This is a genomic window from Micromonospora sp. WMMC273 (assembly GCF_027460285.1).
Taxonomy (GTDB): Bacteria; Actinomycetota; Actinomycetes; order Mycobacteriales; family Micromonosporaceae; genus Micromonospora; species Micromonospora aurantiaca.
Map to the genome: position 1 here is coordinate 3,953,789 of NZ_JAPZBE010000001.1, position 13,789 is coordinate 3,967,577.

Sequence of the window (13,789 nt, forward strand, 5' to 3'; positions counted from 1 at the left end):
GAGAGCAGAGAGGCTCCATCCCGACCCGATCGCTAATACGCATTAGCGGAAGTGGAAGGACCGACGTGACCCCTCCCCCCAGGCGTGTCACCCAGCGTGACATCGCGCGCATGGCCGGCGTCAGCCAGGCGACCGTGTCGCTGGTGCTCAACAACCGCACCGACGCCGACGTCCGGATCGCGCCGGAGACACGGGACCGGGTGTTGCAGGTCATCGCCGAGACGGGATACGCCGCCGATCCGGCCGCCCGCCGCCTCGCCTCCGGGTTCAACCGGATCATCGGCGTCTTCACCTACGAGCCGGCCTTCCCCAGCGGCAGCCGGGACTTCTTCCACCCGTTCCTGCTCGGCATCGAGGAGTACGCCGAACGGGTCGGCTGCGACCTGCTGCTGTTCACCAGCGCCCCGGTGGTGGACGGCCGGCGGCGCATCTTCCACCAGGACAACCGGCTGCGGCTGGCCGACGGCTGCATCCTGCTCGGCCGGGAGATCGACGGCGCGGAGCTGCTCCGGCTCAACCGCGACGGGTTCCCCTACGTCGCCGTCGGACGCCGCGACGACGCCGGCGGCCCGGTGCCCTACGTCGGCGCCGACTACGCCAGCGCGGTCCACCGGCTGGCCGAGCGGGCGGTGGAACTGGGACACCGGCGTCTGACGTACGTGGGCATGGGCACCTCGGCCGAGTCCTCGCACGACCGGCGCAGCGGTTTCCACGCCGGCGCGACCGGCGCGGACGGCGCCCGCCAGATCACCGCGACGGCGGAGACCGCCGACGCCACAGTGGACGACCTGCGGGCCGACGGCAGCACCGTCGCCTTCGTGGAGGACTTCGCCACCGCCGTGGCGCTGGAGGCGGCCGCCCGCCGCAAGGGGCTGACGGTGCCCGGTGACCTGTCCGTCGTGACCCTCGGCGACCCGACCGTCCCGGTGCCCACCGACATCACGTTCACCGGGTTCCGCATCCCGCGCGAGGAGATGGGCCGCCAGGCCGTCGAGGTGCTGACCGGCGTCATCGACGGCAGCGCCGGCGGCCTCCAGCAACGGCTCCTGCCCTGCGAACTCGTCGAGGGCGACACCCTCGGCGTCCCTGGATCGGCGGCCGACCGGCGCTGACACGCCCGGCCGCGCAACTGGAAGGAAGCAAGTGGTACTAATGCGTGCGGACGTCCTCGTCGTCGGGGGCGGACTGGGCGGTGTCGCCGCGGCGCTGGCCGCGGCCCGTGCCGGCCGGTCCGTCATCCTGACCGAGGAGTTCGACTGGCTCGGCGGGCAGCTCACCAGCCAGGCGGTCCCGCCGGACGAGCACTCCTGGATCGAGCAGTTCGGCGCCACCGCGAGCTACCGGGAGTTGCGCGACGGCATCCGCGACTACTACCGCCGCCACTACCCGCTGACCGAGCGGTCCCGGGCGTGGACCGACCTGAACCCGGGTGCCGGCTGGGTGAGCCGGCTCTGCCACGAGCCCCGCGTCGCGGTCGCGGTCCTGGAGCAGATGCTCGCGCCGTACCGGGGGTCCGGGCGGCTGACGGTGCTGCAGCCCTACCGGCCGGTCGCGGCCGAGACCGACGGCGACCGGGTCACCGGCGTCACGCTCGCCCATCGGGACCGCGACGAGCGGATCGAGGTGGAGGCGCCGTACGTCCTGGACGCCACCGAGACCGGTGAGCTGCTGCCGCTGACCGGCACCGAGTACGTGACCGGGTTCGAGTCGCAGGCGCAGACCGGTGAGCCGAGCGCGCCCGCCGAGGCTCAGCCGCTGAACATGCAGGCGGTGTCCGTCTGCTTCGCGCTGGACCACGTCGACGGCGACCACACCATCGACCGGCCCGCCGGCTACGACTTCTGGCGCGACTACAAGCCGGACTTCTGGGGCGACCGGCTGCTGTCCTGGCGGTCGCCGCACCCGCGCACGCTGGAGATCGTCGAGCGCAGCTTCACGCCGAACCCGGACGACGACCCGCTGGGCGTCAACGCCGACCAGCGGCTCAACCCGGGCGACGGCAACCTGTGGACGTTCCGGCGCATCGCGGCGCGGCGCAACTTCGTCGACGGCGCGTACGGCAGCGACATCACGCTCGTCAACTGGCCGATGATCGACTACTTCGAGGGCCCGGTCATCGACGTGCCGAACGCGTCCTGGCACCTGTCCCAGGCGCGCGAGCTGTCGTACTCCGTCCTGTACTGGCTGCAGACCGAGGCGCCCCGCGCCGACGGCGGCACCGGCTACCCGGGGCTGCGGCTGCGCGGCGACGTGACCGGCAGCCCCGACGGGCTGGCGCAGGCGCCCTACATCCGGGAGTCGCGCCGCATCCGCGCCGAGTACACCGTGGTCGAGCAGGACCTCTCCCTGGCCGTACGCGGCGAGCACGGCGCGGTGAGCTACCCCGACTCGATCGGCGTCGGCATGTACCGCATCGACCTGCACCCGTCGACCGGCGGCGACAACTACATCGACGTCGGCTCCTGCCCGTTCGAGATCCCGCTCGGCGCGCTCATCCCGCAGCGGATGGAGAACCTGCTGCCGGCCGGCAAGAACATCGGCACCACGCACATCACCAACGGCAGCTACCGACTGCACCCGGTCGAGTGGAACGTCGGTGAGGTCGCCGGCCTGCTGGCCGACTTCTGCCTTGCGCGGGGCGAGTCCCCGCGCGCGGTCCGCGGCACCCCCCGCCTGCTGGCCGAATTCACGGACCGCATCTCGGCCGCCGGCGTGGAATGCCGCTGGCCGCAGATCGCGGGCTACTGAACCCCCGGTGAGGAGAAGAAAGTGAGATACGGAAGACTGTCCGGCCTGGTCGCGGCGACCATGACCGGTGTGCTCGCCCTGACCGCCTGCGGCGGTGGCGGCGACGCCAAGGACGACGGTCCGGCGAGCCTGCGGATGACCGTCTGGTCGGCGAACGAGGCGCACCTCAAGCTGTTCAACGAGATCGCCGACGAGTACCGCAAGAACAACCCGGACGTCGCGGAGATCAAGTTCGACCCGCTGCCGTTCGAGAACTACACCACGACGCTGACCACGCAGATCGCCGGCGGCAACGCGCCGGACCTCGCGTGGATCTTCGAGAACTCGGCGCCGGACTTCGTCGCCTCCGGCGCGCTGAGCCCGCTCGACGACACCTTGAAGAAGGCCGACGGCTACCAGTACGACGACCTGTCCCCCGCCACGCTGAAGCTCTGGCAGAACGACGGGAAGCTCTTCGCGTACCCGTTCTCGACCTCGCCGTTCGGCGTGTTCGTGAACAACGACATGCTCAAGAAGGCCGGGCAGAAGACCCCGGCCGAGCTGATCGCGGCCGGGCAGTGGAACTGGGACACCGCGCTCGCCGCGGCCGGCGCCACCGCCGCGAAGTCGGGCAAGGCCGGGCTCGTGGTCCGCGACTTCGACTACAAGGGCTGGGACAACCTGGCCACGTTCTGGACCGGCTGGGGCGCCCAGGCGTGGAGCGAGGACGGCCGCAGCTGCGGGTTCAACAGCCCGGAGATGGTCGAGGCGATGACCACGCTGCACAAGGCGATCTTCACCGGCAAGGCGCTGCCCGGTCCGGGCACGACCGCCGACTTCTTCGCCGGTGACGCCGCCATGACCGTCACCCAGATCTCCCGTGCCTCCCTGCTGAAGGAGAACGGCTTCGACTGGGACCTGGTCCCGCTGCCGGCCGGCCCGAAGGGCCCGTACGCGGTGGTCGGCCAGGCCGGCATCGGCGTGATGAAGAAGAGCCCGCACGCCGAGCAGGCCGCCGACTTCCTGGCCTTCTTCACCAACCCCACCAACTCGGCGAAGCTGGCCCAGTTCTTCCCGCCGCCGCGGCAGTCCCAGCTGACCGCCGAGACGCTGGCGAAGACGAACCCGAAGCTCAAGCCGGAGCAGCTGCAGAAGGTCGTCATCGACGGCATCACCAACGGCACCGTCAAGCCCAGCCACTCCGGGCAGGCCGAGCTGAGCCAGCAGGTGCGCGCCGCGCTCGACCCGCTGTGGAAGGCGGACGCGGACGTCAAGGGCGTACTCGACGGCGTCTGCTCCAAGATCCAGCCGCTGCTGGCGAAGTAGGGCCGAGGATCATGACCCAGACGGACACCAGGGTGGGCCCGGCTGCTGCCGGGCCCGCCCCGGGCCGGGCCCGGCCGTTCTGGACCACCCGCCGCCGGGACCAGCTCACCGGATACCTGTTCATCACCCCGCAGCTGCTCGGCAGCGTGGTCTTCGTGATCCTGCCGCTGGTCCTCGTGGTCTGGTACAGCCTGCACGAGTGGAACGTGCTGGCCGGCAGCTTCGACTACATCGGCACCGACAACTACGCCGCGCTGGCCGACGACCCCAACCTGGGCCCGGTGCTGCGGTCGACCGGCCTGTTCTCGGTCGGCCTGGTCGTGTTCAACCTCGGCCTGGCGTTGCTGCTGGCCGTCCTGCTCAACCAGAGGCTGCGCGGGACCATCGTGTTCCGCACCCTGTTCTTCTCCCCCGTGGTGGTCTCGCTGGTCGCGTGGACCATCGTGTGGGGCTTCCTGTTGCAGGACAACGGCGGCATCAACGGCCTGCTCGACACGATCGGCGTCGACGGCCCCAACTGGCTGCGCGGCGAGGGCACGGCGATGCTGTCGGTGATCGTCGTGCAGGTGTTCAAGAACGTCGGCCTGAACATGGTGCTGTTCCTGGCCGCCCTGCAGGGCGTGCCGGCCGAGCTGTACGAGGCCGCCGAGGTGGACGGCGCGAGCCGGATGCGCCAGTTCTGGCGGATCACGGTGCCGCTGATCAGCCCGACGATCATGCTCACGTCGATCATCACGGTGGTCGGCTCGCTGCAGGTCTTCGCGCAGATCGCGGTGCTCACCCAGGGTGGGCCCGGCACCTCGACCACGGTGCTCGTCTACTACCTCTACCAGCAGGCCTTCCAGTTCCATCACTTCGGCTACGGCGCGACGCTGTCGATCCTGCTGTTCGTCATCGTGCTCGCGCTGACGGTGCTGCAGTGGCAGATGCGCAAGAGGTGGGTCTTCCATGAATCGTGACCTGTCCCGGCGGACCAAGCTGGTGCTCTACGGCGTACTGATGGTCCTCGCCGTCCCGTTCGTGTTCCCCACCTGGTGGATGGTCACCTCGTCGCTGAAGCCGGTGGCGGACATCTTCTCCTTCCCGCCGCAGCTGCTGCCGACCGATCCGCGGCTGGACGCGTACCGGCGGGTGTTCGAGCTGCAGCCGTTCGGGCAGCAGTACCTGAACAGCCTCTACATCGCGCTGCTGGTCACCGTCGGCACGCTGGCCGTGGCGTCGCTGGCCGGGTACGCGTTCGCGCGGATCCGGTTCCGGGGGCAGAACGTGCTGTTCCTGGTCGTCCTCGCGGGCCTGCTCATCCCGAGCGAGGTGACGATCGTGCCGCTGTTCCAGATGTTCTTCAAGCTCGACCTGATCGACACCCACTGGCCGCTGATCCTGGTGCCGATCTTCGGGGCGCCGAGCGTGCTGGCGACGTTCATCATGCGGCAGTTCTTCATCAGCCTCCCCGGTGAGCTGGAGGAGGCGGCGCGGGTCGACGGGCTGGGACGCTTCGCCACGTTCTGGAAGATCGCGCTGCCGCTGTCCCGGCCCGCGCTCGGCGCGGTGGCCATCTTCACGTTCCTGCACAGCTGGAACCTGTACCTGGAACCGATCGTGTTCCTCTCCTCGCCGGACAAGTTCACCCTGCCGCAGGCGCTCACCCAGTTCGTCGACGCGTACGGCGGTCCGATGTGGGACGTGCAGCTCGCGGCGGCGTCGATGACCGCGCTGCCGGTGCTGGCGGTGTTCGTCATCGCGCAGAAGCAGTTCGTCGAGGGCCTCGCGCACACCGGTCTGAAGGGATGACCGAGCCGGTCGTCGGGATCGACATCGGCGGCACCAAGACCGCCGTCGCCCTGGTCGGTCCCGGCGCGCGGGTGCTCGACCGCCGCGAGGCGACCACCCCCGCGCGCGGCGGGCCGGCCGCGGTGCTGGACACCGCCGCCGGCCTGGCCGCGGAGCTGCTCGCCGCCGCCGGCCCCGGGCCGGTCGGGGTGGGCACCGCGGGCACCGTCGACCCGGCGACCGGCGCCATCCGGTACGCCACGGACAGCCTGCCCGGGTGGGCCGGCACCCCGGTCGCCGACGAGCTGGCAGCGCGGCTGGGCCGGTCCGTGCGCGTCACCAACGACGTCGCCGCGGCGGCGCTCGGCGAGTGCTGGGCCGGCGCCGGACGGGGCCGGGGGCACGTGTTGCTGGCCGCCGTCGGCACCGGGCTGGGCGGCGCGATCGTCAACGACGGGCGGGTCGAGGGCGGCGCCCGGGGCGCGGCCGGCCAGCTCGGGCACCTGCCGGTCCCGGGCGCGCACCGGCTGCGCTGCGGCTGCGGCCGGTACGGGCACCTGGAGGCGATCGCCTCCGGCACCGGCCTGGCCGCCGCGTACGCGCTCACCGGCGGTGACCCGGTCACCGGCCGGGAGGTGGCGCGGCGTGCGGCGGCCGGTGACGCGGCCGCCCGGCAGGTCGTCGACCGGGCCGGCGCCGCGCTCGGCGCGGCCCTGGCCGGGCTGGTCGCCCTGCTCGACCCGGACGCGGTGGTGGTCGCCGGCGGCGCCGCCGCCACAGTGCTTCCCGCCGCGACGGCCGCCTACCGGGCGGAGCTACCCGACGGCTGGGCGCACGTGCCGCTGCTTTCCGCGGCGCTGGGCGCCGACGCGGTGGTGGTCGGCGCCGCCCGGCTCGCCACCGCACCGATCCACCACGACGGAGGAACAAGCACGTGAGTGTCCTGGACGACCTGGCCGGCGGGCTGGTCGTGTCCTGCCAGCCGCTGCCCGACGACCCCGGCGACCCGATGCGCGACCCGTACGTCCAGGCCCGCGTGGCCGCCGCCGTCGTCCGCGGGGGCGCGGTGGCGGTCCGGGTCAACGGCCCCGACGACGTGCGGGCGGTACGCGCCGCCGTCGACGTGCCGGTGATCGGGTTGTACAAGCACGGCACGCAGGGCGTGTTCATCACCCCGACCGCCGGGCACGCCCTCGAAGCGGCGCGGGCCGGGTCGCACGTCGTCGCGGTGGACGCCACCGACCGCCCCCGGCCCGACGGCCGGACCTTCGCCGACACCGTCCGCGCCGTGCACGACCAGACCGGCGCGCTGGTCCTGGCCGACGTCGCCACTGTGGCCGAGGGCGTCGCCGCCGTCGAGGCCGGCGCGGACGCGGTCGCCACCACGCTGTCCGGCTACACGCCGGCCGGCCCACCGATCGACGGGCCCGACCTCGGGCTCGTGGCGCGACTCGCCGCGCTGCTGCCCGTACCGGTGATCGCCGAAGGGCGCTACCGGACCACGGAGCAGATCAGCCGGGCCTTCGAGGCGGGCGCCCACGCGGTGGTGACGGGCAACGCCGTCACCTCACCGCTGTGGATCACCCGCCGGCTGGTTCCGGCCACCCCCCGGGCGGCGAGCGCGCCGGAGAAAAGGGAGCATCGATGAAGAGAAGAACCCTTCTTGCGGCCACCGGCGCGGCCGGCCTGGCCACCGTCGCCCTCGGCGGCCCCGCCTTCGCCCGGCCCGCCGGCCGGCGACCGAGCGTGGCGCTGGTGCCGCTGGACGACCGGCCGGTCAACACGTACTGCGCGGAGATGACCGGTGCGAGCGCCGACGCCGAGGTGCTGCTGCCGCCGCGGAACCTGCTGGGCCGTTTCTTCACCCCCGGTGACGGTGCCGGCATCGCCCGCTGGCTCGACGGCACCGACGGCGTCGACGGGTACGTGATCTCGGTGAGCATGCTGGCGTACGGGGGCCTGATCGCCTCACGTACCGCCGCACCGGCCCTGGCCGACGCGTTGCGCAACCTGGAGGCGATCCGGCGGCTGCGCGCACGCCGGTCCGGCGCGGTGATCGAGGTGCACGACACGATCCAGCGGCTCGCGATCACCAGCACCGGCACCGACCTGGACAACTACCGTGACCTGCTGGTCCAGTGGGCCAAGCTGTACGACCAGGTGGTCAACCTGGGCCAGGAGTCGCTGCGCGGCCAGCTCGACGCCGTGCGGGCGCGCATCCCCGACGCCGTGGTCGAGGACTACCTGGCCGCGCGGGCACGCAACCACCAGGTCAACCGGCTGATGGTGGAGTGGGTCGCGGACGGGACGATCAGCCACCTGGTGCTCTCCGAGGACGACACCGCGCCGGTCGGCCTGGCCCGCGCCGAGCGGGTCGAGCTGGAGGCGCTGGTGGCGCGGCTCGGCGTCGGCGACCGGGTGGAGATCTTCCCCGGCGCCGACGAGGTCAACGCGCTGCTGGTCGCGCGGGTCGTCGCCGCCGGTGCCGCGCCCACCTACCGGGTGGAGTACGCCGGGGTGTCCGGCGAGGGCTGGACCGCCGCGCTGGAGGGCATCCCGTTCGCGGAGAACATCCGCCGGCACGTCACCTCGGTGGGCGGCCGGGTGGTGACCGGCGACGCGGACATCGTCCTCGCGGTGAACACCCCCTCGGCGGCGGCCGGGCAGCGGGCCGCCGACCTGGACGCGTTCGTCGGCCGCATCGGTGAGCTGCTGGCCGCCGGCACCCCGGTGATCGTGGTGGACCCGCTGATCGTCAACAAGGGCGACCACGACCTGGTGTCCCGGATGGAGGCCCGCCTGGACCTGCCGGCGCTGCTGTCGTACTCGGGGTGGAACACCGGCGGCAACGCGCTCGGGCTGGCGCTCGCGCACGGCACCGCGCGGTGGGCGTACCTGCGCTCGTCCGGCAGCGGCTTCGGCGTCCCGGAGCTGCGCGGGCCGGCCCGGGCGCACGCCGAGTACCTGCTCTACCGGTTCGTCAAGGACGACCCGTGGAAGAACGTGGTGCAGGTCGAGGCGTACGCGCACGCCCGGGCGCAGGGCTGGGACCCGCTGGCGCTGACCGCCGAGCAGAAGCGCTACTTCGACGGCTGGGTACGCGACCGGCTGGTGCCGCTGACCGAGCGGTACTTCGCCGACCACTTCGCCGGGCACGAGCTGGTGCTCGGGGTACGCGGACGCAAGACGTTCACCGCGACGCTGGACCGGGTCACCGCGGTGCGGGTCGAGCTGCCGTGGGACCGGCTGTTCGAGGTCACGCTGGAGCCGAGCCTGCGGCTGCGCTGACCGGACGACGCGGGTGCGGTCCCCCGGGCCGCACCCGCGTCACCGGGCCGTCAGCAGGCAGAACTCGGTGCCGTCCGGGTCGGCCAGCACCACGTCGCCGGCGGTGTGCCGGCCCGTACCGGCCCGGGTCGCGCCGAGCGCCAGCAGCCGGTCGACCTCCGCGTCCCGGTCACCGTCCGCGACCAGATCCAGGTGTACGCGGTCCCGCCCACCGGCGTCCATCAGCGGCGGGCCGCTCCAGGTGACCTTCGCGCCCCCGCGCGGCGACCGGATCGCTGTCTCCTCGTCCTGGTCCCAGACCAGCGGCCAGCCCAGCGCCTCGCTCCAGAAGAGGCCGGCCGCCCGGGTGCCGTCGCAGTTGACAGCGCCGACCGGGCCGCAGCCGGCGAGGAAGGTGTTGCCCGCCCCGATGACGCAGAACTCGTTGCCCTCCGGGTCGGCGAGCACCACCTGGTCGTCGTCCGGCCCCTGGCCGATGTCGATGTGCCGCCCGCCCAGCGTCAGCGCCCGGTCGACGGTGTCCCGCTGAGCCTGCGGCGACGCGCTGGTCAGGTCGAAGTGGATCCGGTTCTGCACGCTCTTCGGCGCAGCGCTGGGCAGGAACCGGATGCGGAAGTCGCTGTGGGCGTCGCCGCCCAGCGCCACGCCCTCGCGCGGGTCGTCGAGGATCTCCCGGCCGAGCACCCCGGACCAGAACCGGGCGAGCCGCAGTGGGTCGCCCGCGTCGAGGCTGACCGCGTAGAGGTGAACAGCCATCCGCCCGTCTCCGATCCGCCGCCGTCGTCGGCGGCAGGTCAGGAGCGTAGGCCGGGCGGCCCGGGCGCGCAGCCGGATTTCCCGCTGCCGCGCTACTTCGCCGGGAGGGTGCGCGCGACGCGGACGCCCCGCTCGACCCAGCGGGTCAGGTCCGGGTCGCGCTCGCAGGCATCGGGCGACACGGTGACCCAGCCCCGCATCTCCCGGCCCCGCATGACTGTCGCCTCGGCGCCGGGCTCGGCGAGCGCGCGCTCGGCCTCGGCCGGGTCGACCCGGACCATCAGGCCGCCCGCGCCGCGCACCACCACCGCCATGTTGCCGCGCAGCATCATCGCCAGGCCGCCGAACATGCGCCGCTCGGTGATGCCGGGCTCGCGCCCGAGGCGTTCCCGTACCCGGTTCGCCAGGTCCTCGTCGTAGGCCACGGTCCGATCCTGGCACCCGGGTCCGACAGCGCGGCGCGCCTCAGGCGCCGACGCGCTGTTCGGGGATGGACAGGCCGTAGAGAGCCATCAGCTCCGGACTGTCGATCCGGCTGCCGTCGGCCACCGAGTCGCACGCGATGTCGACGATCTGGTCCTTGTGCGCCAGCAGGTACGGCCGCGCCCCGACGTCGGCGCTGGCCAGGGTGGCGATGCCGGACCAGTGCCGGCGGCCGAACAGCATCGGGTAGCCGCGCAGCCCGTCGTAGGTGGCGCAGACCAGCACGTCCGGGTACGGCAGCGCGGTGACCCGGCGGACCGCCGCCGCGGTCAGTCCGGGCATGTCCACCGGCACCACGACGACGGCCTCGATGTCGTCGTCGGTGAGCGCGGCGAGCCCGGCCCGGATCGAGGAGCCCACCCCGGTGCCCCAGGCGCGGTTGACCACCACTGTGGCGCCGGTCAGGTCGGTGGTCTGCCGCACCTGCTCGGCCGCCGCGCCCAGGACGACCACGACCTGCGCGCAGCCCGCCTCGGCCATCGTGTCGATCATCTGGCTGACCAGGGGCTTCTCGCCCTGGTGCAGCAGCGCTTCGGGTCCGCCGATGCGGCGGCCGCCACCGGCGGCGATGATCATTGCAGCGATCCGGTTCAGCGGTGCCCCCTCGATCTGGGGACGGACCGGGCACAGCCGCCCGGTCCGTCCCGTCGTACGCACACCGGACCCAACGAGCACGGCCGGGGGCAAGTAGCGGGGCAAAACGGAAAATTGCGTGACTATGCCGCGTCCGCGTAGCAGTCGACAGTGGACAGGTCGAGCGGGAACCGGACCGGGGTGTCGCCGAACATCAGCCGGGTGGCCCGCGCGCCGGCGGCGGTGACCGCCTCGGCGACGACCGCCGCCTGCCCGGCCGGGCAGTGCACCACCACCTCGTCGTGCTGGAAGAAGACCAGCTCCGCCTCCGTCCCGGCCAGCTCGGTGCGCAACGTGGCCAGCAGCGTGGAGGCCCACTCGGCGGCGGTGGCCTGGACGACGAAGTTGCGGGTGAAGCGCCCCCGCGAACGGGCCGCCCGGGCCGACGGGCTGTGCGGATCGGCCCCGCCCTCCGGCAACGGCTCCTCCCCCTCGGCGAACCCCGCCGACCCGGGCGGGCAGGTACGCCCCAGCCAGGACCGGACCAGCCCGCCCGCCTCGCCGGTGCGCGCCGCCGCCTCGACGTAGCCGAACGCGGTCGGATAGTTCTTCCGCAGCACCGCCAGGGCCGGCACCGCCGCCCCGCCGGTCTGCCCGTACATCGCCCCGAGCAGGGCCACCTTGGCCTTCGCCCGGTCACCGGCGAACGCGTCCCGGGCCAGCGCGGCGTAGAGGTCACCGGCGCCGCCCGCCGCAGCGAGCCGCTCGTCGCCGGAGACCGCCGCGAGCACGCGCGGTTCGAGCTGACCCGCATCGGCCACCACGAACGTCCAGCCCGGGTCCGCCACCACTGCCTGCCGGATCACCTTCGGGATCTGCAACGCCCCGCCGCCCCGGGTCGCCCACCGGCCGGAGACCACACCGCCTGGTACGTACTCCGGGTGGAACCGGCCGCCGGAGACCCAGGCGTCGCGCCAGGCCCAGCCGTGCGCCGTCCAAATCCGGTACAGCTCCTTGTATTCCAGGACCAGCGGCGCCGCCGGGTGCTCCACCCCGCGCAGCACCCAGGCGCGCGTGTTCGGCAGGTCCACGCCCGCGCGGGCGAACGCCCGCAACAGCTCCGCGGGCGAGTCGGCGTGCACCTGGCGTACGCCGAACGCGTCAGCGATCCGGGCCTGCAACTCGGCCAGCCGGCGCGGTGGCCCGCCGACCGGTGACGGCTCGCCGAGCAGGTCGGCCAGGATCGCGTCGTGCACGTCGGCGCGCCACGGCAGCCCGGACGCGCCCATCTCGGCCGCCACCAGCGCGCCCGCCGACTCGGCGGCCACCAGCAGCCGGAACCGGCCGGGGTGGGTGGTCGTGGCGATCCGGGCGAGCTGGTCGGCGTACACCCGGGTCAACGCCGTGATGCCCGGACCGGGCGGGCCGGACGGCGGCTCGAACAACGCGGCCTGGGCGTGGCCCGGCGGCTCGGGCGGGCGGGGTGCCGGGTCCGGCGGGACCGGCGCGCCGGTGACCCGGGCCCAGGCGGCGGGCAGCGCGCGGGGCTCACCCCACCGGCCGGCGTGCCCGAGCAGGAGCGCCTCGGTCAGCTCGATGTCGTGGCAGCGGTCGAGCCGCACCCCGGCGCGCAGCAGCGCCGGGTAGACGCCCGTCCAGGCGGCCCAGATCCAGCGGGGGTGGCCGGCGGCCTCCCGGGCGGCCACGGCGGTCGCCAGGTCGGCCACCTCCTCGGGCGGGCCGGACGGGGTGCCGTCGGCGTGCAGCGGTTGCAGCACGCCGCCGCCCCGCTCGTCCGCCTCCACCGCCACCAGCACGGACGCGATTCTGCCCGGTGCCACCGACAGGCCGGGGCCCCGGCTCGTCGAGCCGGGACCCCGTGCGTTACTTGCCGACGCCGCCCGCGCGTTACTTGCCGACGCCGGCGGTGAGGCCGGACTGCACCTGGCGCTGGAAGACGATGTACACGATAAGCACCGGCAGCATCGCCATGGTCACCCCGGCGAAGAGTCCGCTCCAGTCCGACTTGTACCCCTGGTTGACCGACAACTCGATCAACCCCTGGGCGATCACCTGGTTCTTCGGCTCGCCCGAGACCGACTGCATGAGCAGCGTCGGCAGGTACCACTGGTTCCACTGGCCGAGCACGTTGAAGATGCCGATGCTGATCAGGCCCGGCTTGGCCATCGGCAGCATCACGCTGAAGAACGTACGGGTGTGCGACGCCCCGTCGACCTGGGCCGCCTCGGCGATCGAGTCGGGCAGCGTCCGGAAGAACGAGTGCATGAAGAAGATCGTGAACGACAGCGACCACGCCACGTAGACCAGGATCAGCATGAGGTGCTTGTTCGGGCCGAGCAACGGGAGGCTGACGCCGGTGTTGTAGACGCCCTTGAACAGTGGCACCGCGGCCAGGTAGATCGGCAGCGTCAGCCCGGACAGGAACATCCAGTAGATCAGCCGGTTGCCGCGGAACTCGTAGCGTGCCAGGGCGTACGCGGCCATCGAACCCAGCAGCATCGTCAGCGTCACGCTGAACACCAGCACGAGCAGCGTGTTCAGGAAGAAGCTGTCGATCCCGGCGGTCCAGGCGCGGGCGAAGTTGTCCCACTGCAGGGCGTCGGGGATCAGCGACAGGGGCTCGCGGATCACCTCGGAGTCGGTCTTGAGCGCCGACATCACCACCCACAGCAGCGGGTAGACCACCATGATCGCCCAGACCGCGAGGAACAGGTGCGAGAAGCCGTTGAAGATCCGGCCGCCGAAGCCGTTGCCGACGTTCCGCCGGTCCGCGGGCGGCCGGTCCGGCGGTGCCGTGTCGGACCGGGCCGGGCCGGAGGCGTGGGTCACAGTGCTCATCGTCCAG

The 13,789-nt window shown here is 73.0% G+C and carries 13 protein-coding genes; 8 read left to right on the forward strand and 5 right to left on the reverse strand.

The window, feature by feature from the left end; all coding sequences use genetic code 11:
* The first annotated feature begins 65 nt into the window (after positions 1-65).
* The 8 genes from O7611_RS18150 to O7611_RS18185 are packed head-to-tail and all read left to right on the forward strand — an operon-like array spanning position 66 to position 9,111.
* Positions 66-1,112, forward strand: a complete 1,047-nt coding sequence (locus tag O7611_RS18150) for a LacI family DNA-binding transcriptional regulator (protein ID WP_194803091.1) — start codon at positions 66-68, stop codon at positions 1,110-1,112.
* 40 nt (positions 1,113-1,152) lie between these two features.
* Complete coding sequence (locus O7611_RS18155; RefSeq protein ID WP_194803090.1) at positions 1,153-2,748, forward strand: FAD-dependent oxidoreductase; 1,596 nt, start codon at positions 1,153-1,155, stop codon at positions 2,746-2,748.
* A gap of 21 nt (positions 2,749-2,769) precedes the next feature.
* A complete protein-coding gene (locus O7611_RS18160) occupies positions 2,770-4,053 on the forward strand; it encodes an ABC transporter substrate-binding protein (RefSeq protein ID WP_269697287.1) in 1,284 nt (427 codons plus the stop codon).
* Between the two features lie 11 nt (positions 4,054-4,064).
* Positions 4,065-5,012: a carbohydrate ABC transporter permease gene (locus tag O7611_RS18165; RefSeq protein WP_194803089.1), complete on the forward strand. Its 948-nt coding sequence runs from the start codon at positions 4,065-4,067 to the stop codon at positions 5,010-5,012.
* Positions 5,002-5,844 (forward strand): carbohydrate ABC transporter permease, encoded by an 843-nt coding sequence (locus O7611_RS18170; protein ID WP_013475968.1) that lies wholly within the window; start codon positions 5,002-5,004, stop codon positions 5,842-5,844. Before O7611_RS18165 ends, O7611_RS18170 begins: the two co-directional genes overlap by 11 nt.
* Positions 5,841-6,761, forward strand: a complete 921-nt coding sequence (locus tag O7611_RS18175; RefSeq protein ID WP_269697288.1) for an ROK family protein — start codon at positions 5,841-5,843, stop codon at positions 6,759-6,761. Before O7611_RS18170 ends, O7611_RS18175 begins: the two co-directional genes overlap by 4 nt.
* On the forward strand, positions 6,758-7,471 hold the full coding sequence (locus O7611_RS18180; RefSeq protein WP_194803087.1) for an N-acetylmannosamine-6-phosphate 2-epimerase: 714 nt from the start codon (positions 6,758-6,760) through the stop codon (positions 7,469-7,471). Before O7611_RS18175 ends, O7611_RS18180 begins: the two co-directional genes overlap by 4 nt.
* On the forward strand, positions 7,468-9,111 hold the full coding sequence (locus O7611_RS18185; protein WP_269697289.1) for a DUF4127 family protein: 1,644 nt from the start codon (positions 7,468-7,470) through the stop codon (positions 9,109-9,111). Before O7611_RS18180 ends, O7611_RS18185 begins: the two co-directional genes overlap by 4 nt.
* Before the next feature lie 39 nt (positions 9,112-9,150).
* Here O7611_RS18185 and O7611_RS18190 read toward each other — a convergent pair whose 3' ends face one another.
* The 5 genes from O7611_RS18190 to O7611_RS18210 form a co-directional block, all read right to left on the reverse strand.
* The gene (locus O7611_RS18190; RefSeq protein ID WP_269697290.1) at positions 9,151-9,867 is read right to left on the reverse strand and encodes a VOC family protein; all 717 of its coding nucleotides are present in this window, start codon (positions 9,865-9,867) and stop codon (positions 9,151-9,153) included.
* Positions 9,868-9,959: 92 nt separating this feature from the next.
* Positions 9,960-10,292, reverse strand: coding sequence for a TfoX/Sxy family protein (locus O7611_RS18195; RefSeq protein WP_194803084.1), 333 nt, complete (start codon positions 10,290-10,292; stop codon positions 9,960-9,962).
* Between the two features lie 40 nt (positions 10,293-10,332).
* Entirely contained in the window at positions 10,333-10,926 is a 594-nt protein-coding gene (locus O7611_RS18200; RefSeq protein WP_030500339.1) for a nucleotidyltransferase family protein, read from the reverse strand.
* Positions 10,927-11,066: 140 nt separating this feature from the next.
* Positions 11,067-12,770, reverse strand: coding sequence for a bifunctional 3'-5' exonuclease/DNA polymerase (locus O7611_RS18205; protein ID WP_269698119.1), 1,704 nt, complete (start codon positions 12,768-12,770; stop codon positions 11,067-11,069).
* A 61-nt stretch (positions 12,771-12,831) separates the two neighbouring features.
* Complete coding sequence (locus tag O7611_RS18210) at positions 12,832-13,782, reverse strand: carbohydrate ABC transporter permease (RefSeq protein ID WP_194803083.1); 951 nt, start codon at positions 13,780-13,782, stop codon at positions 12,832-12,834.
* Positions 13,783-13,789 lie beyond the last annotated feature (7 nt).

Bases quoted from the DNA above. Each gene is read 5' to 3' on its own strand.
- O7611_RS18155 (WP_194803090.1), top strand. From the start codon at position 1,153: ATGCGTGCGGACGTCCTCGTCGTCGGGGGCGGACTGGGCGGTGTCGCC.
- O7611_RS18165 (WP_194803089.1), top strand. From the start codon at position 4,065: ATGACCCAGACGGACACCAGGGTGGGCCCGGCTGCTGCCGGGCCCGCC.
- O7611_RS18170 (WP_013475968.1), top strand. From the start codon at position 5,002: ATGAATCGTGACCTGTCCCGGCGGACCAAGCTGGTGCTCTACGGCGTA.
- O7611_RS18175 (WP_269697288.1), top strand. From the start codon at position 5,841: ATGACCGAGCCGGTCGTCGGGATCGACATCGGCGGCACCAAGACCGCC.
- O7611_RS18185 (WP_269697289.1), top strand. From the start codon at position 7,468: ATGAAGAGAAGAACCCTTCTTGCGGCCACCGGCGCGGCCGGCCTGGCC.
- O7611_RS18190 (WP_269697290.1), bottom strand. From the start codon at position 9,867: ATGGCTGTTCACCTCTACGCGGTCAGCCTCGACGCGGGCGACCCACTG.
- O7611_RS18200 (WP_030500339.1), bottom strand. From the start codon at position 10,926: ATGATCATCGCCGCCGGTGGCGGCCGCCGCATCGGCGGACCCGAAGCG.
- O7611_RS18210 (WP_194803083.1), bottom strand. From the start codon at position 13,782: ATGAGCACTGTGACCCACGCCTCCGGCCCGGCCCGGTCCGACACGGCA.